This window comes from Nocardioides sp., from assembly GCF_047607365.1.
GTDB lineage: Bacteria > Actinomycetota > Actinomycetes > Propionibacteriales > Nocardioidaceae > Nocardioides.
Genome location: NZ_JASGDD010000113.1, coordinates 14,561 through 37,659, shown reverse-complemented (window position 1 = coordinate 37,659; position 23,099 = coordinate 14,561). Strand labels below are relative to the sequence as shown.

23 protein-coding genes are annotated in these 23,099 nt (G+C 70.0%); 7 read left to right on the top strand and 16 right to left on the bottom strand.

From position 1 onward, the window contains the following. Positions 1-429: ATP-binding cassette domain-containing protein (locus QM572_RS08585; protein WP_415092062.1), on the top strand; the 429-nt coding region annotated here is incomplete at its 5' end. Between the two features lie 6 nt (positions 430-435). Here the strand turns inward: QM572_RS08585 and QM572_RS08580 are convergent. The 6 genes from QM572_RS08580 to QM572_RS08555 are packed head-to-tail and all read right to left on the bottom strand — an operon-like array spanning position 436 to position 6,261. Further along, positions 436-1,626: a saccharopine dehydrogenase family protein gene (locus QM572_RS08580; protein WP_415092060.1), complete on the bottom strand. Its 1,191-nt coding sequence runs from the start codon at positions 1,624-1,626 to the stop codon at positions 436-438. 19 nt (positions 1,627-1,645) lie between these two features. Continuing rightward, positions 1,646-2,338: a histidine phosphatase family protein gene (locus tag QM572_RS08575; protein ID WP_415092058.1), complete on the bottom strand. Its 693-nt coding sequence runs from the start codon at positions 2,336-2,338 to the stop codon at positions 1,646-1,648. Further along, a complete protein-coding gene (locus QM572_RS08570; RefSeq protein ID WP_415092056.1) occupies positions 2,335-3,429 on the bottom strand; it encodes a phosphotransferase family protein in 1,095 nt (364 codons plus the stop codon). The genes QM572_RS08575 and QM572_RS08570 overlap by 4 nt, the downstream gene beginning before the upstream one ends. Further along, entirely contained in the window at positions 3,429-4,184 is a 756-nt protein-coding gene (locus tag QM572_RS08565; RefSeq protein ID WP_415092054.1) for an SDR family oxidoreductase, read from the bottom strand. Before QM572_RS08565 ends, QM572_RS08570 begins: the two co-directional genes overlap by 1 nt. Then, a complete protein-coding gene (locus tag QM572_RS08560) occupies positions 4,181-5,002 on the bottom strand; it encodes an SDR family NAD(P)-dependent oxidoreductase (RefSeq protein ID WP_415092052.1) in 822 nt (273 codons plus the stop codon). Before QM572_RS08560 ends, QM572_RS08565 begins: the two co-directional genes overlap by 4 nt. Next, on the bottom strand, positions 4,999-6,261 hold the full coding sequence (locus QM572_RS08555) for an acyl-CoA dehydrogenase family protein (protein WP_415092050.1): 1,263 nt from the start codon (positions 6,259-6,261) through the stop codon (positions 4,999-5,001). Before QM572_RS08555 ends, QM572_RS08560 begins: the two co-directional genes overlap by 4 nt. A 49-nt stretch (positions 6,262-6,310) precedes the next feature. On the opposite strand from QM572_RS08555, the gene QM572_RS08550 reads away from it, so the two are divergent. Next, entirely contained in the window at positions 6,311-6,871 is a 561-nt protein-coding gene (locus tag QM572_RS08550; RefSeq protein ID WP_415092048.1) for a TetR/AcrR family transcriptional regulator, read from the top strand. Between the two features lie 62 nt (positions 6,872-6,933). Here the strand turns inward: QM572_RS08550 and QM572_RS08545 are convergent, their stop codons facing one another. Then, positions 6,934-7,602 carry a DUF1345 domain-containing protein gene (locus tag QM572_RS08545; protein WP_415092046.1) on the bottom strand — a complete coding sequence of 223 codons (669 nt, stop codon included), beginning with the start codon at positions 7,600-7,602 and terminating at the stop codon, positions 6,934-6,936. A 324-nt stretch (positions 7,603-7,926) separates the two neighbouring features. Between QM572_RS08545 and QM572_RS08540 the strand changes: the two genes are divergently transcribed. Then, positions 7,927-10,278, top strand: a complete 2,352-nt coding sequence (locus QM572_RS08540) for an ATP-binding cassette domain-containing protein (RefSeq protein ID WP_415092044.1) — start codon at positions 7,927-7,929, stop codon at positions 10,276-10,278. A gap of 11 nt (positions 10,279-10,289) precedes the next feature. Here the strand turns inward: QM572_RS08540 and QM572_RS08535 are convergent, their stop codons facing one another. After that, positions 10,290-11,219 carry an NAD-dependent epimerase/dehydratase family protein gene (locus QM572_RS08535; protein ID WP_415092042.1) on the bottom strand — a complete coding sequence of 310 codons (930 nt, stop codon included), beginning with the start codon at positions 11,217-11,219 and terminating at the stop codon, positions 10,290-10,292. A gap of 146 nt (positions 11,220-11,365) precedes the next feature. Here QM572_RS08535 and QM572_RS08530 point away from each other — a divergent pair, with 146 nt between their 5' ends. Beyond that, on the top strand, positions 11,366-12,118 hold the full coding sequence (locus QM572_RS08530; protein ID WP_415092064.1) for an HAD-IIA family hydrolase: 753 nt from the start codon (positions 11,366-11,368) through the stop codon (positions 12,116-12,118). A gap of 9 nt (positions 12,119-12,127) precedes the next feature. Further along, a complete protein-coding gene (locus tag QM572_RS08525) occupies positions 12,128-12,466 on the top strand; it encodes a DUF1801 domain-containing protein (protein WP_415092040.1) in 339 nt (112 codons plus the stop codon). Here the strand turns inward: QM572_RS08525 and QM572_RS08520 are convergent. Both QM572_RS08520 and QM572_RS08515 read right to left on the bottom strand, forming a co-directional pair. Continuing rightward, positions 12,463-13,461, bottom strand: a complete 999-nt coding sequence (locus QM572_RS08520; protein WP_415092038.1) for a cation diffusion facilitator family transporter — start codon at positions 13,459-13,461, stop codon at positions 12,463-12,465. The genes QM572_RS08525 and QM572_RS08520 overlap by 4 nt on opposite strands. 2 nt (positions 13,462-13,463) lie before the next feature. Next, on the bottom strand, positions 13,464-13,931 hold the full coding sequence (locus QM572_RS08515; RefSeq protein WP_415092036.1) for a hypothetical protein: 468 nt from the start codon (positions 13,929-13,931) through the stop codon (positions 13,464-13,466). A gap of 996 nt (positions 13,932-14,927) precedes the next feature. On the opposite strand from QM572_RS08515, the gene QM572_RS08510 reads away from it, so the two are divergent. Beyond that, complete coding sequence (locus QM572_RS08510) at positions 14,928-15,128, top strand: hypothetical protein (RefSeq protein WP_415092034.1); 201 nt, start codon at positions 14,928-14,930, stop codon at positions 15,126-15,128. Between the two features lie 296 nt (positions 15,129-15,424). Here QM572_RS08510 and QM572_RS08505 read toward each other — a convergent pair whose 3' ends face one another. Genes QM572_RS08505 through QM572_RS08495 form a run of 3 tightly spaced genes read right to left on the bottom strand, consistent with a single transcriptional unit; the run spans position 15,425 to position 16,861 of the window. Next, positions 15,425-16,240, bottom strand: a complete 816-nt coding sequence (locus QM572_RS08505) for an OST-HTH/LOTUS domain-containing protein (protein WP_415092032.1) — start codon at positions 16,238-16,240, stop codon at positions 15,425-15,427. Positions 16,241-16,300: 60 nt separating this feature from the next. Further along, positions 16,301-16,609 (bottom strand): hypothetical protein, encoded by a 309-nt coding sequence (locus QM572_RS08500; protein ID WP_415092030.1) that lies wholly within the window; start codon positions 16,607-16,609, stop codon positions 16,301-16,303. A 3-nt stretch (positions 16,610-16,612) separates the two neighbouring features. Then, positions 16,613-16,861, bottom strand: coding sequence for a helix-turn-helix domain-containing protein (locus QM572_RS08495; protein ID WP_415092028.1), 249 nt, complete (start codon positions 16,859-16,861; stop codon positions 16,613-16,615). 106 nt (positions 16,862-16,967) lie between these two features. On the opposite strand from QM572_RS08495, the gene QM572_RS08490 reads away from it, so the two are divergent. Continuing rightward, positions 16,968-17,909, top strand: a complete 942-nt coding sequence (locus QM572_RS08490; RefSeq protein ID WP_415092026.1) for a helix-turn-helix domain-containing protein — start codon at positions 16,968-16,970, stop codon at positions 17,907-17,909. Positions 17,910-17,935: 26 nt separating this feature from the next. Here QM572_RS08490 and QM572_RS08485 read toward each other — a convergent pair whose 3' ends face one another. The 3 genes from QM572_RS08485 to QM572_RS08475 form a co-directional block, all read right to left on the bottom strand. After that, positions 17,936-18,325 carry a C-terminal helicase domain-containing protein gene (locus tag QM572_RS08485; RefSeq protein ID WP_415092024.1) on the bottom strand — a complete coding sequence of 130 codons (390 nt, stop codon included), beginning with the start codon at positions 18,323-18,325 and terminating at the stop codon, positions 17,936-17,938. Between the two features lie 57 nt (positions 18,326-18,382). Further along, positions 18,383-20,461 (bottom strand): MobF family relaxase, encoded by a 2,079-nt coding sequence (gene mobF / locus QM572_RS08480; protein ID WP_415092022.1) that lies wholly within the window; start codon positions 20,459-20,461, stop codon positions 18,383-18,385. 183 nt (positions 20,462-20,644) lie between these two features. Continuing rightward, complete coding sequence (locus tag QM572_RS08475) at positions 20,645-22,852, bottom strand: hypothetical protein (protein WP_415092020.1); 2,208 nt, start codon at positions 22,850-22,852, stop codon at positions 20,645-20,647. Positions 22,853-23,099 lie beyond the last annotated feature (247 nt).

The window sequence follows — 23,099 nt, the reverse complement described above, 5'->3', positions numbered from 1 at the left end:
GCCGAGCGCGCGGCCCGGGTCCACGCCGCGGCCGACCGGGTCCGGCTGCCGCGGCATCTGCTCGCCCGCCGTCCGCTCGAGCTCTCCGGTGGCGAGAAGCAGCGGGTCGCGATCGCCCGCGCCCTCGTGGCGCTCCCCGAGCTCCTGATCTGCGACGAGATCACCTCGGCGCTGGACGTGTCGACGCAGGCGACGATCATCCAGCTCCTCCGGGATCTGGTCGAGGAGGGTCTCGCCGTCCTCTACATCACCCACGACCTCGGCGCCGTGCGATCGCTGGCCCACCGGATCGCCGTCCTCAACCGCGGTGAGATCTGTGAGATCGGTCCCTGCGAGGACGTGCTGGAGCGTCCGGTGGACGCGTACACCAGGGACCTGATCGCGTCGACCCCGCTCCTGGCCGAGGGGAGGGCCGCGCGCCCGGAGTGATCCGACTCAGGGCAGCAGCTCGAAGCGGATGCCGGCGGGCTGGAGGCGGTCGATGAGGGGCCGTCCCATCGCGACGGCGGTGGTGAGCTGGCCGGCGAGCGGCGGCAGGTCGTCGAGGGCGAGGCAGAGCGCCGACTCGGCCAGCATGATCGCGGTGCCGTCGTACCCGGGGTCGGGGCCGGAGACGCGGGCGTCGACCACGCGTCCGTCGCCCTCGGCGCGGACGTCCACGGTGAACCACGACTTCGCGCGACGGCCCTCGCTCGGGCCGGTGCCCTGCGGCACCTTGGCGCCGAGCCAGCGACGCAGCGGCGGGATCTGCGCGGCGACCATCAGGCCGGCGACGCCGGCGGCGCCACCGACGGCGTAGCGCAGCGTCTTCGTGCCGGCGTAGTGCCCGTAGGTGAAGTCGGAGCCGTAGACGTCGGGCAGCGCGCGGGCGCTGCGGAGCACGATCTGCGGATCGATGGTCGGCAGCGGGAGCAGCCAGTAGCCCAGCTCCCGGTCGCGTGTGGGCGCGGGAGACGCGGAGCTGGCCTTGCCGAGCACAGCGCCGGAGGCCCGCTGCGCCGCCTTCTCCGCTGCGATCCGCTCCTTGGAGGTGCGGGCGAGGGAGCGCGCGCGGCTGAACTGGGTGAGCGCGGAGTGGAACGTGCCGCCCGACATCGACCCGTTGCTGCGTACGACGCCACGCGCCGCGACCGGCCCGTCGGCGCCCAGCGCGCTGACCGCGAAGAGCACGCCGAGGTCGTGGGGGATCGAGTCGAAGCCGCAGGCGTGCACCAGCCGGGCGCCCGTGCCGCGGGCGACGCCGTCGTAGGCGAGGTACATCCGGTCGACGAACTCCGGCTCGCCGGTGAGGTCGACGTAGTCGGTGCCCGCCTCGGCGCACGCCTTGACCAGCGCCTCGCCGTACTCGAGGTAGGGGCCGACGGTGGTGACGACGACGCGCGTGCGCTCGGCCAGCGTCGCGAGGGAGGCGGGGTCGGAGACGTCGGCGGTGATCAGCTCGATGCCCTCGCGTCCGAGCCGCTCCCTCACCGCCTCGAGCTTGCCGGGATTGCGGCCGGCGAGCCCGAGCCGTAGGCCGGCCGGCGCGTTCCTCGCGAGGTAGGCGGCGGTGAGGCCGCCTGTGAAGCCGGTGGCGCCGAAGACGACGATGTCGAGGTCCCTCGTGTCGGGGTTCTGGCTGCTCATGGGATCTCCTCTGGTGCGGTCAGCGGTAGGTGGTGAGGTCGGGCCCGAGGTGGGCGTGCTCGTTGAAGGTCGAGAGCGTCAGGCCCGAGCGGCCGGCGAGCACCTTGGTGACGGCGGCGTTGACGGTGACGCGGTTGAGGGCGGGCCAGGCGCCGGGGCCGCCGGTCAGCACCTGGGAGGCGACCATGGCGATCGGGCCGCCGGAGCTCACGACGAGCACGGTGCGGGCGCCGGCCTCGCGTGCCCGGGTCGCGGTCCGGTCGGTCGCGCCCCGGCAGCGGGCCGCGAAGGCGGCGTAGGTCTCGTGGTAGTCCTCGTCCGAGGCGCCGCCGAGCCAACGCGCGGTGGCCTTCTCGAAGAGGGTCTGGAAGACGGCGCGGTGCTCGGTCGCCGGGGTCCCGGCGAGCAGCCGGAGCCTCTCGTCGCGGGGGAGGTGGACGTCGAGGACGTGGTCGAAGTCGAACTCGTCCCAGCCGGCGTCCACCTCGACCGGCACCGACGCGTCCGGCAGGCCGAGTCCGGCGAGGACGCCCTCGGCGGTCTCCCGGTGCCGGCGCAGGTCGCCTCGCAGCACCAGGTCGGGCGCGATGCCGCGCTCGGCCAGGGAGCGCCCGAGCCGCTCGGCCTGCTCGTGGCCCTTCTCCGAGAGCGCGTCGTAGTCCTCCGCCCCGAAGGAGGCCTGGCCGTGCCGGACGAGCAGCAGCACGCTCACGCGTCCGCCCCCGTGCGCGCGGGATCGGCCGCGATGAGCGCGCGGCAGCGGTCGCCGAGCAGGTTGGTCATCATCCAGAAGAGCTCGAAGCGCGGGTTGGTGGTCTGCCCGTGGTGGAAGCGGTAGTAGATCTGCTGCACGATCACGGCGAGCCGGAAGAGCCCGAAGACCTCGTAGAAGCGCCAGCTCTCCGGCGTGACCTCCAGCCCGGCACGCTCGGCGTAGTAGGCCACGACCTCGGCGCGGGTGAGCATCCCCGGCACGTCGGTCGGCTGCATCCGGGCGAGCTGCATGCCGTCGTCGTCATCGGCCTGCACCCAGTACGCCAGCGCGCTGCCGAGGTCCATCAGCGGATCGCCGACGGTGGCCATCTCCCAGTCGAGCAGGCCGATCGGCTCGGTGGCGTCGCCGGTGGCGTAGACGACGTTGTCGAGCCGGAAGTCGTTGTGGATCAGGCACCGGCGTACGTCGTCGGGCTGGTGCTCCGCGAGCCAGGCCCGCACGTCGGCCAGCTCGGAGACGTTGGGCGTGATCGCCCGCGCGTAGCGCTCCGACCAGCCCGCGACCTGGCGGGCGACGTAGCCCGGACCCTTGTCGAGGGCGGCGAGGTCGGCCACGCCGGTGACGTCGACGGAGTGCAGCTCGACGAGCAGGTCGAGCGTGCGGGTGCAGAGCCGGCGTGCGGCGTCGGGAGCAAGGTCGACGCTGAGGTCCTTGCCGGGGATCTGGCCGTCGAGACGGCCCATCACGTAGAACTCCGAGCCGATCACGGACTCGTCGTCGCAGTGGCCGACCATCGGCGCGACGTACGGGAAGGCGCCGGCCAGCGCGGACTGGATCCGGAACTCGCGGCCCATGTCGTGGGCGCTCCTGGCCTTGGTGCCGCCCGGCGGGCGGCGCAGCACGAGGTCGGCTCCGGGGTAGCGCAGCAGATAGGTCAGGTTGGAGGCGCCGCCGGCGAACTGGCGCACCTCGGGCAGCCCCTCGCCCCAGGCCGCGACGGCGGCCGGGTCGGCGTGCGCGCGGAGCCACGCGTCGACCGCGGCGACGTCGAAGGCGTCCTCGTCGCGGACGGGTCGCGGCTCTCCCATCAGAAGAGCTTCCGCACGACGCTCATCGGGGCGTTCTTCAGCGCGAAGCCGAGTGGCGCCCACGGCCACGCGGGCACGTACGCCTTCTCGCGGCGCTTCTCGATCGCATCGACCATGGCCTTGACGCCGGTGTGGGTGTCGACCATGAACTTGGTCTGCTGCGCGACCTTCTCGTTCATCTCCGAGCGGATGTAGCCGGGGTAGATGATCGAGACGTCGATGCCCTTGGCCTTGACGTTCTCGTTGAGCAGGCCCTCGGCGAGCGCGGCGACGCCGGCCTTGGTGGCGGCGTAGGTGGTGATGGTCTTGCGCATCCCGCGCAGCGCCGAGATCGAGCTGATCATGACGAGGTGGCCCGATCCCTGGGCGCGGAAGATCTCCATCGCCGCCTCGGTCTGGGCGAGGGCGGCGACGAAGTTGGTCATCGCGGTCTGCCGGTTGGCGTCGAAGCGGCCGGTGCCCAGCGGCGCGCCCTTGCCGAGGCCGGCGTTGACGATGACGCGGTCGAGGCCGCCGAGCTCGTCGGCGAACTCGTGGAAGACGCGGAAGACGGCGTCGTGGTCGTCGACGTCGAGCGCCTTGAGCTCCACGCGGGTCGCCGGACGGCGGGCGGCGATCTCGGCCTTGAGCGCCTCGAGCCGCTCGGTGCGGCGGGCGCAGAGGGCGAGGTCGTAGCCGAGGTCGGCGAACTGGCGCGCCATCTCCTCGCCCAGGCCGGAGCTGGCGCCCGTGATGAGGATCGTTCCCTTGCTCATGACTTGTCTCCGTTGTCTTCGGTCGATCGGGTGGTGATGGCCCTGATGCGGGCGCCGAACCGGCGCTGCGCGCGGTCGTAGAGCGGTCGCGCGAAGCGCTTGGTCAGCCAGGTCCTGCGTGCCAGGGGGTCGGGGAGGATCACCATGCGACGGCCGTCGATGCCCTTGATCACCTCGCGCGCGACCTGGGTGGCGTCGAGCTTCGAGCGATCGATGAGACGGGCGGCGATCTTGTCGAGCGCGGCGTCCGAGCCGTGCAGCGAGGCCGCGAGGTTGGTCCGGAAGAAGCCCGGGCAGACGGCCGACACGGCGATGCCCCAGGGCGCGAGCTCGTAGGCGAGGGTCTCGCTGAGCGCGACCACGCCCGCCTTGACCGCGGTGTAGGACGCCATCGCCGGCGGGTGCACCAGCCCGGCGAGGCTGGCGGTGTTGACGATCTGCCCGCTGCCCTGCGCCTTGAGCATCGGGGTGAACGTGCGGCACCCGCGGACGACGCCGAGCAGGTTGATGTCGACGACCTCCCACCACTCCTCGATCGTGGCGACGTCGATCCGGCCACCGGTCGCGATGCCGGCGTTGTTGACCAGCAGGTCGAGCCCGCCCCACTCCCGCTCGACCCAGGCGCGCGCCGCCTCCCAGTCCCCGTCGCTGGTGACGTTGAGACGGAGATAGCGCTCGGGGCTGCCGGGGCCCTCGGGGACGTCGTACGACGGCGCGAGATCGGTCACCAGCACCCGGTCGCCCCGCGCGGCCAGCTGGGCGGCGAGCGCGGCGCCGAGCCCCGATGCCCCGCCGGTGATCAGGACCCGGCGGCTCATCGCGCGACGCCGTACTTCATCAGCTCGAGCCGCGCGATCAGGCCGAGGTGGACCTCGTCGGGGCCGTCGGCGAAGCGCAGCGACCGGGCTCCGGTCCAGGCGGCCGCGAGCGGGACGTCGTCGGTGAGCCCGGCGCCGCCGTGGATCTGCATGGCGAAGTCGATCACCTCGAGCGCCATCCGCGGAGCGGCGACCTTGATCTGGGAGACCTCGCTGATCGCGTTCATCGGTCCGCCCACGTCGAGCTTCCAGGCCGCGTTCAGCACGAGGAGCCGGGTGGCGTCGATGGCGATCCGGGCCTGCGCCACCCGCTCCCGGTTGCCGCCGAGGTTGATCAGCTGCTTGCCGAACGCCTCGCGCGAGGTGCCGCGCTCGATGGCGAGCTCCAGTGCCCTCTCGGCGAGGCCGATGACGCGCATGCAGTGGTGCACGCGGCCGGGCCCGAGCCGCCCCTGCGCGATCGCGAAGGCCTCACCGGGGCCGCTGACGATGTTCTCGACCGGCACGCGGACGTCGGTGAGCGAGACCTCGCCGTGTCCGTGCGGCTCGTCGAAGTAGCCCATCGTGGTGAGCATCCGCTCGACCTTGACCCCGGGCGTCGAGCGAGGCACGAGGACCATCGAGTGGCGATGGTGACGGTCGGCGTCGGGGTCGGTCAGCCCCATCACGATGAGGATCTCGCAGTCGGGGTGGCCGACGCCGGTGGAGAACCACTTGGTACCGTTGAGCACGACCTCGTCGTTGTCGACGACCGCGGTGAGCTCCATGTTCGTCGCGTCGGAGGAGGCGACGCCCGGCTCGGTCATGAGGAACGCGCTGCGGATCCGGCCGTCGAGCAGCGGGTCGAGCCAGGCGTCCCTCTGCTCCTGGGTGCCGTACTTCAGCAGCACCTCCATGTTGCCGGTGTCGGGCGCGTTGCAGTTGAAGACGTACGGCGCGATGAGGCTGCGGCCGGTCAGCTCGGCGATGGGGGCGTAGTCCACGTTGGTGAGACCCGCGCCGCCGTGGGTGCCGTAGCGCTCGGCGTACGGGCCCTCGTGGCCGGCGGGGAGGAAGAGGTTCCACAGGCCGCGCTCGCGGGCCTTGGCCTGGAGCTCGGCCATGATCGGCAGCTCCTGCCAGTTCCCGCCGCCCCCGGCCTCGCGGCGGCGCTTGATCTCGGCGACGTAGTCGGACTCGACCGGCTCGATCTCGCATCTGATGAAGTCCCGGACGAGTGCGGAGAGCTCCTGAGCGCGACGCGACGGTGCGAAGTCCATGGCGTTGACTCTGCCACGCTATTGAGCAATGCTCAATAGCGTGGCCCGGATGAGCAGCGAGGACCGGCGGCGACAGCTGCTGGGAATCGGTCTGCGCATGCTGGTCGAGCGTCCGATCCAGGACCTCTCGATCGACGCGGTCGCGGCGGAGGCGGGGATCTCGCGGGGGCTGCTCTTCCACTACTTCCCGACGAAGACCGACTACTACGACGCGGTGATCGGCGCCGCGCTGCGGCGGGTCGTGCGCAACGTCTCACCGGACGAGGGGGCCGAGCCCGAGGAGGCGCTGCGGCAGTTCGTCGGGCGCTTCTTCGCCCAGATCGAGCGGCGACGGGAGTTCTACCTGGCGCTGGTCTTCGGCAACGGCGCGATCTCCCTCGGCGGCGAGGGGGTCGACAGCCATCGCATGGCCATCGCCCGCCGTGTCGCCGCCGCGCTCGGCCTTGCGGACGACCGGCTGCCGGTGGTGCACGCCTGGTCGGCGTACGTCGAGGACCGGGCGCTGCAGTGGTCGGGCCGCCCCGTCGCGGACCGGCTCGACGTCGCCGCGGAGGTGCGGCACTGCTGCGCGGCCCTGGAGGCCCTCATCGCGCTCGCGCCGCCGGGCTGAGCGCTGTCGGCGGACCGCCGGCCCCGCCATCGAGGTCTCCTCGTCGGCGGGTGCTCGTCCATCTAGGTGATGATCCCCGCGACGAGGTTGATCGTGGCGGCGAGGATCACGGTGCCGAAGAGGTAGGACAGGATGCCGTGGCGCAGCGCCACGATCCGGAGCTGACGGGTCGCGATGTTGCAGTCGGAGACGGCGTACGTCATCCCGATGGTGTAGCTGAAGTAGAAGAAGTCGCGATAGCTGGGCGGCTCGGTGGTGTTGAAGTCGATGCCGCCGCCGTGCTCGCCGTCGAGGTAGTAGAGGTTCGCGTAGCGGGCGGCGTACATCAGATGGAGCATCGACCAGGTGGTGAAGACCCCGACCAGGCCGATCGCGGCCGCCGCGTTCCGGGTCTGGGAGTCGTCGAGGATCATCAGCGCCCCGATCCCGCCGAGGCTGGCCAGCGCCACGACGACGATCACGACCTCCTCGACCAGCGGCTGCAGCGCCTCGCGGCGGGCGTTCGCCCGGGTGCTGGCGGCGTCCATCGGGCCGAGCGCGGCGAGGGCGCTCAGGTCGAAGACGGCGGCGAAGGCGGCGAGCGCGGTGAGCATGGCGATCGCGGTGCCGGCGGTCAGGTCCGCCAGCAGCCACACGACGGTGCCGACGACCGCCGAGGCGACGAGGCGCGTCGTCGCCGCCCACTGGGTGTGCCGGAGCTGAAGGCTGCGGCGAGGGCGCGAGGCATCCATGGGCGCCAGTCTCTCGTAGTGCCCGGCGGTCCCGCGCGGATCGGAGAGGAGAGGCGTCCGGTGTGCTGCTCGGAGTCGTTCAGGTCGTGGCGGTGTCGCCGGGGAAGGGGTGTGCGTCGCAGCTGCAACGGTCGGCGTCGCAGGGCACGAAGCGATGCCCCTCGTGCCCGCAGCGCGGGCAGGCAAGCGTCCGAGAGAGATGCTCGGTTCCGAGTTCGATGGTGTCCCACATGATGACTCCATCGGAACACGTCGCGGTCGATTGAGGCGATCAGACGCGCGGTCCACCTCAAGTGGTCACAACGGGTCAGGCAGGATCACCGTATGACCATCGCAGACGACCACGACCGGATCCGTGTCGTCGGGGCTCGGGAGAACAATCTCAAGGGCGTCTCGGTCGAGCTCCCGAAGCGCCGGCTGACCGTCTTCACCGGGGTGTCGGGCTCGGGCAAGAGCTCCTTGGTCTTCGGCACCATCGCGGCGGAGTCCCAGCGGCTGATCAACGAGACCTACTCGACGTTCGTCCAGGGGTTCATGCCGTCGCTGGCCCGTCCCGACGTCGACGCGCTGGAGGGAATCACCACGGCGATCCTCGTCGACCAGGAGCGGATGGGCGCCAACGCACGCTCGACCGTGGGCACCGCGACCGACGCCAACACGATGCTGCGGGTGCTCTTCAGCCGGCTCGGCGAGCCGTTCGCCGGGCCGCCGACGGCGTTCTCCTTCAACGTCCCGACCCGCAAGGCGAGCGGCGTCATGCAGACCGAGCGGGCCGGCGGGCGGGTGGAGAGGAACGTCGTCAAGCAGGCGGTCTACCTGGGCGGGATGTGCCCGGAGTGCGAGGGGCGCGGCAGCGTCTCCGACCTCGACCTCACGCAGATCGTCGACGACTCCAAGTCGCTGGAGCAGGGCGCGATCCTGGTCCCCGGCTACACGGCCGACGGCTGGATGGTCGCGCCCTACAAGGAGGTCGTGCCCGCCGACGTACCCGTCGGGAAGCTCACCGCGAAGCAGCGCGAGGAGCTCCTGTACGCCGAGCCGCGCAAGGTCCGGACCAACAACGTCAACGTCACCTTCGAGGGCCTGATCCCGAAGATCCGCAAGGCGATGTTCAGCAAGGACCCCGACTCGCTGCAGCCGCACATCAAGGCCTTCGTCGAGCGCGCGGCGGTGTTCGGCCCGTGCCCGGCCTGCGGCGGCACCCGGTTGAGCGCGCCGGCGCTCGCCTCGAGGATCCGGGGGAAGAACATCGCCGAGGTCTGCGCCCTGCAGATCAGCGACCTCGCCGAGTGGATCCGCGCGGTCGACGAGCCGGGCGTCGCGCCCCTCGTGGAGTCGCTCGGGGACCTCCTCGAGTCGTTCGTCGAGATCGGGCTCGGCTACCTCTCGCTGGACCGGCCGACCGGCACCCTCTCGGGCGGGGAGTCCCAGCGGACGCGGATGATCCGCCACCTGGGCTCCGCGCTGACCGACGTCACCTACGTCTTCGACGAGCCGACCGTCGGTCTCCATCCGCACGACATCGTCCGGATGAACGACCTGCTGCTCCGGCTGCGGGACAAGGGCAACACCGTGCTCGTCGTCGAGCACAAGCCCGAGACCATCGCGATCGCCGACCACGTCGTCGACCTCGGCCCGGCCGCGGGCGAGGGCGGCGGCGAGATCTGCTACGAGGGCACGGTCGCGGGGCTGCGCCGCAGCGGCACCGTCACCGGCCGCCACCTCGACGACCGTGCCGTGGTGCGCGACGAGGTCCGTACGCCGACCGGTGCCCTCCAGATCCGGGGCGCGGCCACGCACAACCTCCGCGACGTCGACGTGGACGTCCCGCTCGGCGTGCTGTGCGTGGTCACCGGCGTCGCCGGATCGGGCAAGAGCTCGCTCGTCCACGGCGCGATCAGCCCCCGGGACGGGGTGGTGTCGATCGACCAGAGCGCGATCAAGGGCTCCCGCCGCTCCAACCCGGCGACCTACTCGGGGCTGCTCGAGCCGATCCGCAAGGCCTTCGCCAAGGCCAACGGCGTGAAGCCCGCCCTCTTCAGCGCCAACTCCGAGGGCGCCTGCCCGACCTGCAACGGCGCGGGACTGATCTTCACGGAGTTGAGCTTCATGGAGACCGTCTCCACGGTGTGCGACGACTGCGGAGGCAAGCGGTTCCAGCCGGCGGTGCTGGACTACACGCTCGGCGGCCGCAACATCGCCGAGGTGCTCGACCTGCCGGTGGGCGACGCGCTGGAGCTCTTCTCCGCCGGTGAGTCGGCGGTCCCGGCCGCCGCGGCGATCCTCTCCCGCCTCGAGGACGTGGGGCTCGGCTACCTCCGGCTCGGCCAGCCGCTCAACACGCTCTCCGGTGGCGAGCGCCAGCGCCTCCGGCTCGCCGTGGCGCTGGGGGAGAAGGGCGACGTCTACGTCCTCGACGAGCCGACCACCGGCCTCCACCTGGCCGACGTGGAGAACCTCCTCCGCCTCCTCGACCGGCTCGTCGACGCCGGCAAGTCGGTGATCGTGATCGAGCACCACCAGGCGGTCATGGCCCACGCCGACTGGATCATCGACCTCGGGCCGGGAGCCGGCCACGACGGCGGCCTCGTCGTCTTCGAGGGCACGCCGGCCGAGCTGGTCGCGGACAGGAGCACGCTGACGGGCGAGCACCTGGCGGCGTACGTCGGCGGCTGAGGCGGACGGCCTCAGCGCGCCTCCCCGGCGACCGTGGCGCGCCAGCCCTCGCGCGCGCTCGGGTAGCGCGGCGCCCAGCCGGTGGCGTCCTTGAAGCGGCGGTTGGAGACGCGCAGGGACCGGGTGATGGCCGAGGTGCTCGCGCCCGCGAGCCCGACCAGCCGGCCGGGGCCCCGGATCCAGGCGCGGACCCCGACCGCGTCGCCGATGGCGCTCGCGAAGGCGGTCTTCGTCACCGGCTCGTCGTCGACCACGTTGTAGACCCCCGCTCCCGCCGTCAGCGCCGCGGCCACGGCGGCGCCGGCGTCCTCGAGATGGATCGGCGACCAGTACGCCGTCGGCGGCCCGAGCACGGCGGCGAGGTGCCACCGGGCGGCCGCGATCATCTCGGCGGACTGGACCGAGCCCGGACCGTAGAAGAGGCCGAACCGCAGCGTCACCCCCGTGCCTCCGGCGGCGGTGAAGCGGTCTACGTTGCCCTCGGCGACGGGGGTGGAGCGCACGATGGGGAAGAGCTCGAGCGGCACGCTCTCGTCGATCCACTCCCGCCCGCGGTCGGGATAGGCCAGCGCGATCGACTCCTGGATCAGGCGCGGGACGCCGGCGGCCAGCGCGGCGTCGACCACGGCGGTCGACCCCTCGGTGCGGATCCGGGTGTTCTCCTTCCACGCGCCTCCACGCGCGTACTGCAGCGAGCCCGGGATCGCCGTCGCCAGGTTGGCCACCGCGTCGTGGCCGGCGAGCGCCTCGGCCAGCCAGTCGGCGTCGAAGAGCGAGCCCAGCACCGGGCGCGCGCCGAGCGCGACGAGCTGGGCCGCCTTCGCGTCCGTCCGCGCCAACGCGGTCACCTCATGCCCCGCGCCGATCAACGCCCGGACGGCATGCGGCCCGATCGCGCCGGTGCCGCCCGTCACGAACACCCGCTGAGACCTCGTCGTCATCGTGCCGTCCTGTCAGTGCGTACCTCCGTACCATAGGCGCGACGCCGCCCGGATCGAGTCGGTCGCGGCCGAGACGAGCCTCCGGGCCGGCGTCCTGGCACGATGGCGTCGTGACGTCGCGCGAGATCCTGACCTGGCTCACCGACATGGACGGCGTACTCGTCCATGAGGAGGTGGCGCTGCCCGGCGCCGCCGAGTTCATCGGCGCGCTGCGCCAGTCCGGGCAGCGCTTCCTGGTGCTCACCAACAACTCGATCTTCACCCCGCGCGACCTGCGCGCTCGGCTGCTGGCCAGCGGCATCGACGTGCCGGAGAAGGCCATCTGGACCTCGGCCCTCGCGACGGCGCAGTTCCTCTCCGACCAGCGCCCCGGTGGCAGCGCGTACGTCGTCGGCGAGGCCGGACTGACCACGGCACTGCACGAGGTGGGGTACGTCATGACCGAGCGGGAGCCCGACTACGTCGTGTTGGGGGAGACCCGCACCTACTCCTTCGAGGCGATCACGCGGGCGATCCGGCTGATCGACGACGGTGCCCGGTTCATCGCGACCAACCCCGACGCGTCCGGGCCCAGCCAGCAGGGCAAGCTGCCGGCGACCGGGTCGGTCGCGGCGCTGATCACGACCGCGACCGGCCGGTCGCCGTACTACGTCGGCAAGCCCAACCCGCTGATGATGCGCTCGGCGCTCAACCGGATCGAGGCGCACTCGGAGACGACGGCCATGGTCGGGGACCGGATGGACACCGACATCATCAGCGGGCTCGAGGCCGGCCTGCAGACCTTCCTCGTCCTCACCGGCTCGACGAGCGCCGGGCAGGTCGAGCACTTCCCCTACCGGCCGACCCAGGTGGTCGACTCGGTCGCCGACCTGATCGGCCTCGTCGGCGGCTCGGCGTAGGGTCGCGTCATGTTCACCAAGAAGGGCGACGACGCGGTCCTCGCCAAGCTCCGCGACGCGCCCGAGCCCTACCGCGAGATCGGGGTGCGGCTGCACGCGCTCATCCGCGAGAGCGCGCCCTCCCTGGAGCCGCTGGTGCGCTGGGGGATCCCGTTCTACGCCCAGGACGGCGTGGACGTCTGCTACATCAAGTCCGGCAAGGACTTCCTCGCGTTCGGCTTCGGCGAGTCGCTGAACCCCGCCCGCGAGGAGGGCGCCGACCTGCACCCGATCGTCTGGAACGTCACCGGCCTCGACGCTGCCACGGAGGCCCGGCTCCGCGAGCTGATCGCGCGCGCCGCCTCCTAGTCCACATCGCGGTACCACCCCGGCAGGTCCGCGGGGCGCAGGTCGGTGGAGTCGTCGGGGCGGGTGAGCGTGAGGACCGCCCGCTGGATCTCCGGGCGAGCCTGCAGCGCGTCCTCGATCGCCGCCAGCCGGGCTGCCACGTGGGACTCGGGCGCGTCGCCGGCGAGGTCGACCGCGGTCACGAGATAGATCCGGTCGGCGCCGACCCACTCGGTCCGCAGGTAGCTCACCCGCTCGATGTCGGGGTGGTCCAGGAGCGCCGCCAGGACGCGGTTGCGCGCCAGCGGCGTGATCGACTCGCCGGTGAGGAAGTCGACGTTGCGGCCGATCAGGAAGAGCGCGACGACCCCGAGCAGCAGGCCGACGAGGATGGAGCCGAGGCCGTCCCAGAGCGGGTCGCCGGTGAGCTGGTGGAGCGCCACGCCGAGCGCCGCGATGCCGATCCCGATGATCGCCGACAGGTCCTCGGCGAAGACGGCACGCAGCATCGGGTTCGAGGTGAGCCGCACGTAGCGCAACGGGTGCACTCGCCGCGTCGCCGCCTCGGTGCGCGTCTCCCGCAGGGCCTGCAGGAAGGACGTGCCCTCGAGCACGAACGAGATCGCCAGGACGGCGTACGCCCAGACGTAGGAGCCGGTCTCGCCGTCGCCGCCGAGGGAGCGTACGCCGTGCAGGACCGACACCGCCGCGCCCACCGTGAAGAGCCCGAAGGCGGCGAACATCGACCACACGTAGCCGACCCGGCCGTAGCCCAGCGGATGGTCGGCGTCGGGCGGACGGGCGGCCCGGCGGGCTCCGACGAGCAGGAACACCTCGTTTCCCGTGTCGGCCCACGAGTGCGCCGCCTCCGCTGTCATCGACGCCGACCCGGTCACCGCCGCGGCGACCGTTTTCGCCACCGCGATCAGCGCGTTCGCCGTGAACGCCACGATCAGCGTCAGGAGGCTCTGCCCTGACGCCTCGTCGGCCTCGCCCACCGGCACGGCGTCGCTCACGGTCAGCGCAGGCTGTCGAGATAGCGGGTCGTGTCGCGGAAGAGGCTGGCGATGAGCACCTTGTTGCCCGGCGCCGACAGGCTGCCGAGCAGGGTCGGCGCCGCCGCGAGCCTCCAGGTGAAGCGACAGCTGGCCTCGTCGATCGGGTCGAGCTGGTAGTACTCGCCGAACGCCGTGAACGCCGGGAGATTGGTGCGGGTGAAGTGGAAGGCCATCCGGTGCCCCTCCTCCCACAGGAAGAAGAGCTCGTCGGCCTGGAGCGCGCCCAGGATCCCGACGTGGCGCGTGGTGCCGACGGCGTACGGGCGCTCGGAGGTCCAGCGGATCCTCAGCCCGCGGCACCAGTGCAGCGGCCGCGCGACGAAGTCCGGCCAGAACGCCTCCGCCGACATCGGCACCGTCCAGCTCCGCTCCCACCGCTGCGGCGCGGTGGCGAAGAACGACTCGTCGATCGGCTCACAGGTCGGCACGCCTCCGATCCTAGGCGTCTGCGGAGCCGGGCCCGGCCAGGATGGCAGCCCTCACAGCCGGGCAGGGGGTGGCTGCTACAGCACGCCGACCACCCCGTCGGCTGGTGGGTGTGGGCGGCGGAAGCGTTCGAGGAGGCGCGGCGGTGGATGTCCCGGCCTCGCCGAGCGCCGGGTACGCCGCCTGTCATTGGTGCCACGAGGTTTCTCGGTTGGCGGCTGTCGACGGAAACCTGCGAAACCGCAGGTCAGGGGGCTAGTCGCGGTTCGCTCGCTATCGGCGAATGTCGCCGTTGGACACCGATTCCAGGGCTTCGTGCATCACTCTCGTGCATCACTCTCGTGCATCACCCGCGCGGGCCTCGAAGCCCCGAGTCGTGGTCAGGCCCACGGGATCACTTGGCGCACGGAGCGTCGCGGCGATAGTATGGACCCGATCCTGGCGGAGACGTTAGGAGGCTTGGACTCGTCTAGCTAACGAGAACAAGCAACCACAGAGGAGGATCCCTCCGACAAGATCGGCGTGTATAGCGAGCCCCGAAACGATGGTTTCGAGTTTGCGCCGGTCGCATCGGTGGTCACGAATCCCTGTTGGACCAGAGTGCTCGCCTCATGAGCTTGAATGCCCCGGTTATGCCGGGGCATTCGCATTTAGCGCTTCGCCTGCCAAAGCTCGTTGGCTCTGGCGCCGGCCCTGACATGTGCGTTCGGGTAGACGTTCACGTAGCCCCTTGGCTCTACCCGCCACACGCTCGAAGCGGCGATCACGGTCCGTCGCTTGCGACCTGCGCTGGTGTCCCAATGAAAGCCTGGTGGCACGACGTAGTCCCACACGCGAAGCAGGTTGCCCGAGGCATCCGGTCGGCCGTGTCTCACTCCTGGTGCCGCCGGCGTCCAGGTCCCAGTTGAAGGGGACAGCCAGTTGCCCCCGCTCCCATAAGTCGCGCGGAAGGCCTGGCGCCCCGATTCCTCGACGAGAGGTCTTAAGACGGCGTCCTTGTGGAAGACATGCAGTGGGAGCACGCGCGGGTCGTGATGGTCGGAGCAGTCGGACGGTCCTTCAAGCGCCATCAGATCATCGAGATCGGCGGCAGGGTCACGCCCGTCCTCAAGGGTTCGGAAGGCGGCCTTGTATTGGACGAACTGCGGGAGCGGCAGACAGTCGCGTTTCGTCGGCGGGTCACGTCGCGGATCGTGTAGCACGAAGACCGCGCCCCTGCTGAGTACGTAACACTTCCGAAGGCTCAGATCTCGGTACAGCTCGCCTGCGTCCGCCGGCTCCAAGATGTTGATCGGGCGCGTTCCGTTCCCATCGGCAGTCATCCGTCGTCGACTCGACCGTCGCGTGACGAGGTCCATGCCGAGCTGAGATGCACGACGGCTGAGCGTGGTGCGCAGATTTTTCTCGTAGTCGCTGTCAGTTGGATGCAACACGAGCCAGACTCTCGGGCCGAGCGGTTCGGACGCGGCGGTGCTCGTTCCTTGCCCCCGCCGGGTCACATCTTCGCCCGAAGCGCAACCGAGGCTGGTACTTGCATAGCCTTGAGTTCGCCTGGCTTCATGACCGCGACGCAGCGCAGGAGGAATCGCCTCAACTCCTCGGCCTCCTGGCTCTCCTTGGCCGACGGTCGAGTACTTGCGTCGGAGGACGCATTCGCGGGCAGTGACAGACCCTGTTGCTCGAACCAAGGCGCAAGGATGTCCACGACCTTGGACTTGAGCGTCAGGTTCCAGGGCCGGCGCAGGTCAGGCGGAAGTGCCATCGTTCCGAGGCCGCGCTCTACCCACTCGGCGAGGTCTCGATCGGGATGAGCCTTGGCGAAGCCGCGTCGCCAGTCGGCCATCACTTCGGCCTTGATCGTCGGCATCTGCGGTTTGCCAGTAGCCTCGCCAGGGGCAGCTTTGACAGCCCGAAGGCCATCCCACACATAGACCTCTCCAGAGGAGTAGTCGAGAACGGCGTCCCAGAGGTCCGGTCGAAGTCGACCGCTTCCAACGACACTTCCAGCCGGTGTGGCAGAAGACGACGGGGCAAGAAGCCTTGCCACAGGTGGGCGAGCGGTGTCATCGAGCTCGACGAGATCAGGTACTTGGCGCAACAAGCCACTGAAGGACGCGGCTCCGAAGGAACGTTCGTCGAACTCTCGGGCCGTTGCCTGGAGAATCCGATTCTTCAGGACGCCGACGGTCATCACTTGCCAGTCCGACCGTCCCGACTCACGCGCGGCCTCGAACGCGCTCGTCACCAACGCTCGAATGGTGTCGAGCGTCGACGCATCGGTCGTCGGCGGTGGGGTCTTCTCGTCTGGCACGACCCACATTCTGGCAGCACACGGCCGACGCCGCTGTAGTGAGCGGTGATTGACAGGGCTCTATCCGGCACGCCGTCGGTGCTTGGCCTGCGGGAGGAGGTCGGCTATCCCGACCTCCTCCCGCGCGGGTGCGATGAGAACTTCCGACGCGGCTTCGGCTAGCACCATGCGCTTCTCCTCCAACGCCAGCAGCTGGTCGAGGCGCCACCGGTCCGGGTGGGTCATCACGGGCGGCGGCACCAGGTCGCGGTCCTTGAGGTTCTGATAGCCCTTCGTCTTGCCCCAGCCGTAGCGCGCCATCACGTCGTGCGCGTCGAGGAAGACGTGCCGCGGGTCGTCGCTGTCCGAGGCATCCGGCGGCCAGTGCATGGCTTACACCGCCTTCGGCTTGCCGAGGACGGGCTGGGAGGCGAGCCGCTGGGTGCGGATGAAGGTCCGCAGGTCGCCAACGGTCGTGTAGAGGCGCCGGCCGATCTTGAAGAACTCCGGCCCGGTGCCCTCCTGGCGCCACCAGCGCAGGGTGTTGACCGGGGTGCGCAGGATCTCGGCGACGTCATCGAGCGTGAGGAGCTCGTCGTCGTGGCGCGCGCGGAAGGGGACGTCGTGGGAGTTGTGGTTCATGGTTCCTCCTGTCAGGCGTTGACCCGCGAGGATCGTGGGCGACAGGTAGGTGTGACGGCGGTGCCGCGCAGAGAGCCGAATACGTTCGATCGGATATCGTCGAGGGATGGATCGGGCGTACCTGCTCGAAGTCGCACGACGTGCGAGCGGCCTGACGCAGGCCGAGCTCGCCGCCAGATCCGGTACGTCGCAGGCGACGATGTCGGCGTACGAACGAGGTCTGAAGTCGCCCACGCTCAAGGTCGCCGCGCGCATCCTCGAGGCCGCGGGGTACGACCTCAACCTGCGCCGGCTCATCGACTGGGTCGAGCACGAAGCGCCCGGAGTCGGGCACTTCTGGGTGCCGAGCACCCTGTGGCATGTCGAGACGCCCGATTGTTTCGCAGTCTTGGAGTTCGCCGACCTCGTCGGCGACGGGCCGGTCCAGCAGCGGGACATGCACGACCGTGCACAGCGCAAGGGGGTCTACGAGCAGTTGCTCCAAGGTGGCTCGCCCGAGGAGATGATCCGCTGGATCGACGGCCCCCTCCTGGTCGACGCGTGGGAGGAGCTCGAACTCCCGGACGCGGTCCGCGAGGCGTGGAAGTGGCCGATTGTGATCGCGCGGGGACCGACCCACCCGGACACCGTGCGGATCCTGGGCCGAGGGGACGACTCGTTCACGGCTGAAGCGTGGGTCCGCGGACACGGAGCAGTGCCACGGAGGGCGCCGGCTCCGAAGGAGCCGCGGGTGCGGTTCATCCGGACCCGCTTCGACCCGCGGCCGCCAGAGCCGACGGCGGGCGGCGACGGGATGAAACCGGCAGCGACCGTGGCCGAGATCGCCGAACGGTTCGCCACTCAACTGGCGACGTCGCGGCACCCCTCCGCCCCGGCCACCTGGAATGCCGGAGTCGCGTTCGCGCGGAGGTGGGCGGACTTGGGCAAGGGCCACACCGTTGTGCTTGCGCCGAGCGGACCCGGATGCGTCGTCGGCGTCACTGTCGAGCCCTATGACGACCGGCTCGAGGTCGGCCTCCAGCTGATCACGCTCTGGCGATCGGACTGAGCTCGATCCGGTGCCTCAACCGCGCTTCAGAAGCCGATGCCCGGTGCGGACGGCGATGCCGCAGGCCGGGAATCGAACTCAGCAGGAAGACGCGGCGCGGGCCGCCGCCTCGGTGCCTTCGGCCCGTACTGCTCTATCGCCTCGGCCGCTGCTTCCCGTGCGTGGGCCGGCCCCAGGTCGGCATGGTCCCGGCTGAACACGTCGCACCACTGCTTGCGCGTATCCTCGACGGATTCGGCGACGAGGTGCGCGACGTTGCGCTCTCGACCGCGTGTCATCCCGACGTACGCCGACGCGGCACCGCTGTGCTCGCCGACCAACACATGGCTCTCGGTGACAGTGGCGCCTTGCGCGCCGTAGGCGGTCGTGGCGTAGGCGAGCTCGATGTAGCGGCGTACGTAGTCGGGCGGCAACACACGAGTCCCCGCCTCGCCCCTTACGGTGAGCGCGCCGCGATCGCACGAGACGACGGTCTACAACTCGCGGTTCGCGACGTCGGCATCGCGGTCGTTGCGCCGGGTCACGATGGTGTCGCCGACGCCGAGCCGTTCACCTGCCGCGGTCAGCACCTGCTCGTCGACCTCACCGGTCGCCTTGCGGATCCCGTGCGTGAACGTGTTGACCCGGCCCACCTGTTCGCGGGTGTCGGCGACGACGAGCTTGCCGACGCTGGCTTCGGCAGCGAGTCGCCGCGTCCGCTCGACATCGCTGGCGTGGATGACGATCTCCCCGCGAGCCACCAGCTGATCAAAGACCTCGCCGGGCCGGGACCCGGCGCGCATCTGCAACGACAACTGCGCATACTCCGGATCGACGAACCGGCGTACGCCGTCGAGCTGTTGCGCCCGATCGGGTGCGTACCTGATCGCCAGATCCAGGACCCCGCCACGGCCGACGGCCGGGAGTTGATGGCGGTCGCCGACCAGCATCACGAGTGCCTGGGTCTCGTCGGCCAGGTGGAGTAGCGCGCGGGCGGTGTCCTGGTCGACCATGCCCGCCTCGTCGACGACGAGCAGGTCGCCTCGACGTAGTCGGGCGCTGACGTCGGGCACGGAGTCGACTCGACTCCACCGACCGTCCTCGTCCCAGCGGAAACCGTGCTGGTGGAGCAGCCAGGCTGCGGAGTACGACGCCGCGCCGATTGCGCCCTCTGCGACCTGGGCCGCCTTGAGAGTCGGGGTCACCACGACCATCCGACGCCCGGCCGCGATCGCGCGCTCGCGGGTTGCCGCGAGCCGGGCGGTCTTGCCGGCTCCGGCCGCGCCCTCGATCACGGTGATCGTCTTGGCCTCGGCGCGAGTCGCAAGGCGGTCGACGATCTCGTGCTCGACGGCCAGCACGTCGACCGACGTGAACGAACGCACGTGCTCGGGCACGTCCGATCGGGGGACTAGGGGGCGTGATGCGGCGACGACGCGAGCGGTCAGATCCTCGGCCAACTCACGGCGCACGGCCCCGTCGACCACGCCTCCGCCGGACGCGATGATCCGCTCGACCTCACCCCGGGCGTCGGCCGCGTTCCACGCCGAGCGACGTGAGCTCAGCCGGACGAGAGCCAGCTCGACGACGCCGTCGCGGTCGACCGCGCCCGTCCGCAACACGGGTAGTGGAGCGCCTGGCGCCGGAGCGACGTAGCCGAGCTCGTGCAGCTCCTCCATCCAGCGGTGCCGCAGTTCCTCACCGCTGGTCGGCACGACCTTGTCGGGTCGGGCGTCGGCCCACGCTCGCCGATCCCATGCCTGCCGCAGCGCCGGCCCGGGCTCCTCGCCGGGATGTTCGGAGCGCCACTCGGCCTCGTAGGTGTCGATGTTGGCCTCGATCTGCTTCGCCCGTGCGCTGAACGCTCCCGTGTACGGCGCCAGCTCGACGACCTCACCCGTCTCGGCGTCGACCTCGAAGCCGCGCCTCGCGAGCGCCTCCCGGAACTCCCGGTTGGTCATCACCGCCGCGTGCCCGATCCCCTTGATCGCCTCCAGACTGTCGCGGACGCCGACCGTGTGCAGCCCGCGCCAGGCGCCGGCAGCGAACACGCGGGCGTTGATCTGGAGATGCAGATGCCGATGAGGGTCGCCGGCCCGAGAGGTGAAATGGCGTACGACGGCCGCCTCGATCTCCTCGACCGGCAGCTGCACCTGCCGATCCCGAGGCCCGACGCGTGTCGTCGCGTGGGTTGCGAGCCACCCGATGATCTCCTCGGCCGCCGCCGTCTGGGCAGCGTCGTATGCCTCGGCGATCTCGGGGTGCAGGGCGGCCGCGAGCGACCAGGTCTTCGGCCCGTTGACGGTGACCTCGACGAACCTCACGCCCTGGTCGTCGGTCCGCAGGCGACCCTTGGCGGCGCCCGTCTCGACGTCGTAGCCAGCGACCCACTTCTCGTAGGTCGCGCCGTCAATGTCGGCTCGATGCTCGACGGACTCCGGGGTGGCGACGATCCGCATGACGACACCGCTGCCCTCGGCGAGATAGTAGTCGTCAGCACGGGAACGATCGGCCTCGACGTAGTGCCGAGCGGCGGCTGCCGCGCCGCGGTAGATCTTGATGCCACCATGCACCCGGATCACCTCCCTCAGCAACCGTCAGCAACCGTGAACCCGCAGGTCAGCGGCACATTCGCGCTCGTCCCGCTACGGAACTTCGTAGCATGCGTGCCGGGTCTTGAGGGGTTGAGAAGGCAGATCGGGAGGGGCGGATTCGTGAGCCGTCAGTGACCGTTGACGAGTGTCGAGGCCGGAAGGTTAGGACGGTGACGTAGGCGGGGTGCGCCGGCGCAACATCTCGTATTCGAACATCGACTCCGGCTCATCGGTTGAGCGCCGGGCCAGGCCGTCAACGAAGCCCTGCTCCCGCTTCGTGATCTCATCGGCGGTGAGCTGCTTGAAGGCGAAGGGGTCGTCGCCCATCGACCAGACGAGCATCGGTTCCAGAAGCTGGTCGTACGCCAGCACCATGCGCTTGTACGTTCCGTCCGCCTCGCTCCGAACGACAGACTCAGCCAGATCCACCTCGGCGGTACGGGCGTACTCGCTTGCCGCAACTGCTGACCAAGGAGATGTCAGGGCGGACGCCAGGTTGTCGAGCTTCGTGATCTCCTCGGGGGTCAGGCCGACGGCGCGGCGCTTCACCTCCACCGGGATGAACTCGCCGAGTCGGGTCAGAAGGAGAACGTCTGCCTCGCCGACAGCTGCTGATGTGTCAACGGGACGGACCTCCATGCCGGCATGCAGCCCGATTAGTCGCCCGGACTTGCCGCTGCTCAGGAGCGAGTCGAAGAAGTGTGCAACAAGCAGATGGCCCATTGCGTCCTGCTCGTAGACCCTCCTGAGCCGCTCGCTGAGGCGGTACGTGAAGTTCACGGTAGGACGATCACCGAAGGGCTCATCCATGGGCTCGCCGCACCCCCGGCAGATGATGGGCGGGGAAAACGCGCTCACAGGGATCCACTGCTTCGCCAAGCACTTCACACACTGAAGCGGCAGGCCCTTGATGACCAGCCCCGCGCGCTCTGCCCACAAGAGCCAGAACCGAGTGGCTTTGTCGTTGTTGCCGAGAACCTTCTTGAACTCGTTGAACGACTTGTCGGGGAGATCGTCGGAGGTGGTGGGGACGGCCGCAACCGGATCTGCATCCTCATTCAGCGCCCGGAGCCGGTTCTTGTACCAGCCGAAGCCGTGTCGCGCTGCCATCTGCTCCAGCAGATCTAGCAAGGGTGCGTGCGCGAAGAACGCGACGTAGCTCAGGTCCTTCATGCCTGATAGCAAGACTCGGCACGCTCGCCCTGGTTCAGATTCAAGGAGGTCGAGATCCCTGCGACGGGCGATGGATCGCGCGATGAGGGACGTCGACGGCCATTCCACGTGCTGCACCTGGGTTCGCGACCGCACTCCGATGTTGGACGAGGTTCGATACCCGGCGGCGAAGGTGCCGTTGAATGGATCCACGCGGACGTCGGCGACGTGCGGGAAGGGGCTGGACGGTACCGCGAGGTCGTACACCATTCGGGTGAGGTCACTCATCGACCCGCGCTGGAAGATTTCGAGATGGCTGTCGGCAGGTAGCGGGGTCAGCTGCGCACGGCCCTCGCGCCACACCAGCACATCGTCGCGGTGCCAGCCGCCTGGATGGCCAAAGTCGAGCATGGCCGACAGGGCGCTGACGGCAACGAGTGGGCGGTCTCCCTCCAAGATTGCGCCAAGCCGCTCGGTGATTGCTTCGACGTCGATGCTCGCGCTGGTGATGTACGCAGACCGGTGTGCGAATCCATTCCGAGCGACCCGCTCGTGCCCAACGAGGGTCCGTATGGCCGCGGGAGTGACAGCGTCGAGCGGAAGGCCAATGGGCATCACACGTCCGTCCCCGTGTGCCCCGCGTAGGTTCCAGAGCAGCGCGAGATCGTCAAGGGAGCCAGGGCTGCACACGACGATGACGTTTGGCCCGGCGTCATAACGGTCGAATCCTGGCGACGGTAGGACGTCCGGTTTTGAGCGGAGCGCGGTGCTCCCCGCGTTGCCGTAGGCGAGGTGAAGCATCGAGAGCTGACGGGGCGTGATGCGACCGTCAGCAGACAGCCGTGCAAGTAGATCATCAAGTTCCCCGCTCACATGGACGCGCTCGATGTTGAGGAAGTCCTCAAACGTCAGCTCTGGCCGGAGGTAACCGGCGCTGAGCAGTTCCGGCGTCGGCGCTTCGGGCAGGCGGCCAAGGCAGGCAGCGTAGATCGGTCGCCATGGGTCGTCGTCGTCAAGCTCGACCACCTCAAGGACGCCGTAGGAATCTTGTCGGTGGTAGTCGAGGAGGGCGGCCGCGAACTGCGAACCCCACCGTCCGCGCTCATTCACAGGCGTCTCCGGCATGAGCGGGCCGCCCGAACCAAGGGCGTAGATGTCTAGGCCGAGGACGTGATCGACAGCGGAGCCGGGAAGGATGCTGGCGTAGGCGTCGGGCACCGCTCAATCGCGAGCGAGTGGGATCAGCGGGGTAGTTGCGCCGCCCCAGACCTGACATTGGTCCTCGATGACCGCCAAGGCCCCGTCAACATCGCCGAAAGGGATCGGCAGTGCGACTCGCTGTGGTCGAAACGAGACGTGAACCTCGTGGGGTCCGTCGAGACGGTCGTCGTCGAGAAGCCCTCGCATGCAGACCCTCCTTCCTGGTGGTCACGCGATGCGCTTGTGAATGTCATATTACTATGCA

What these genes read in the sequence shown, in the direction of transcription:
- QM572_RS08525 (WP_415092040.1), top strand. Translation starts at nt 12,128, where the DNA reads ATGTTCACCAAGAAGGGCGACGACGCGGTCCTCGCCAAGCTCCGCGAC.
- QM572_RS08490 (WP_415092026.1), top strand. Translation starts at nt 16,968, where the DNA reads ATGGATCGGGCGTACCTGCTCGAAGTCGCACGACGTGCGAGCGGCCTG.
- QM572_RS08535 (WP_415092042.1), bottom strand. Translation starts at nt 11,219, where the DNA reads ATGACGACGAGGTCTCAGCGGGTGTTCGTGACGGGCGGCACCGGCGCG.
- QM572_RS08540 (WP_415092044.1), top strand. Translation starts at nt 7,927, where the DNA reads ATGACCATCGCAGACGACCACGACCGGATCCGTGTCGTCGGGGCTCGG.
- QM572_RS08500 (WP_415092030.1), bottom strand. Translation starts at nt 16,609, where the DNA reads ATGCACTGGCCGCCGGATGCCTCGGACAGCGACGACCCGCGGCACGTC.
- QM572_RS08550 (WP_415092048.1), top strand. Translation starts at nt 6,311, where the DNA reads ATGAGCAGCGAGGACCGGCGGCGACAGCTGCTGGGAATCGGTCTGCGC.
- QM572_RS08495 (WP_415092028.1), bottom strand. Translation starts at nt 16,861, where the DNA reads ATGAACCACAACTCCCACGACGTCCCCTTCCGCGCGCGCCACGACGAC.
- QM572_RS08580 (WP_415092060.1), bottom strand. Translation starts at nt 1,626, where the DNA reads ATGAGCAGCCAGAACCCCGACACGAGGGACCTCGACATCGTCGTCTTC.
- QM572_RS08565 (WP_415092054.1), bottom strand. Translation starts at nt 4,184, where the DNA reads ATGAGCAAGGGAACGATCCTCATCACGGGCGCCAGCTCCGGCCTGGGC.
- QM572_RS08530 (WP_415092064.1), top strand. Translation starts at nt 11,366, where the DNA reads ATGGACGGCGTACTCGTCCATGAGGAGGTGGCGCTGCCCGGCGCCGCC.
- QM572_RS08555 (WP_415092050.1), bottom strand. Translation starts at nt 6,261, where the DNA reads ATGGACTTCGCACCGTCGCGTCGCGCTCAGGAGCTCTCCGCACTCGTC.
- QM572_RS08560 (WP_415092052.1), bottom strand. Translation starts at nt 5,002, where the DNA reads ATGAGCCGCCGGGTCCTGATCACCGGCGGGGCATCGGGGCTCGGCGCC.
- QM572_RS08545 (WP_415092046.1), bottom strand. Translation starts at nt 7,602, where the DNA reads ATGGATGCCTCGCGCCCTCGCCGCAGCCTTCAGCTCCGGCACACCCAG.
- QM572_RS08570 (WP_415092056.1), bottom strand. Translation starts at nt 3,429, where the DNA reads ATGGGAGAGCCGCGACCCGTCCGCGACGAGGACGCCTTCGACGTCGCC.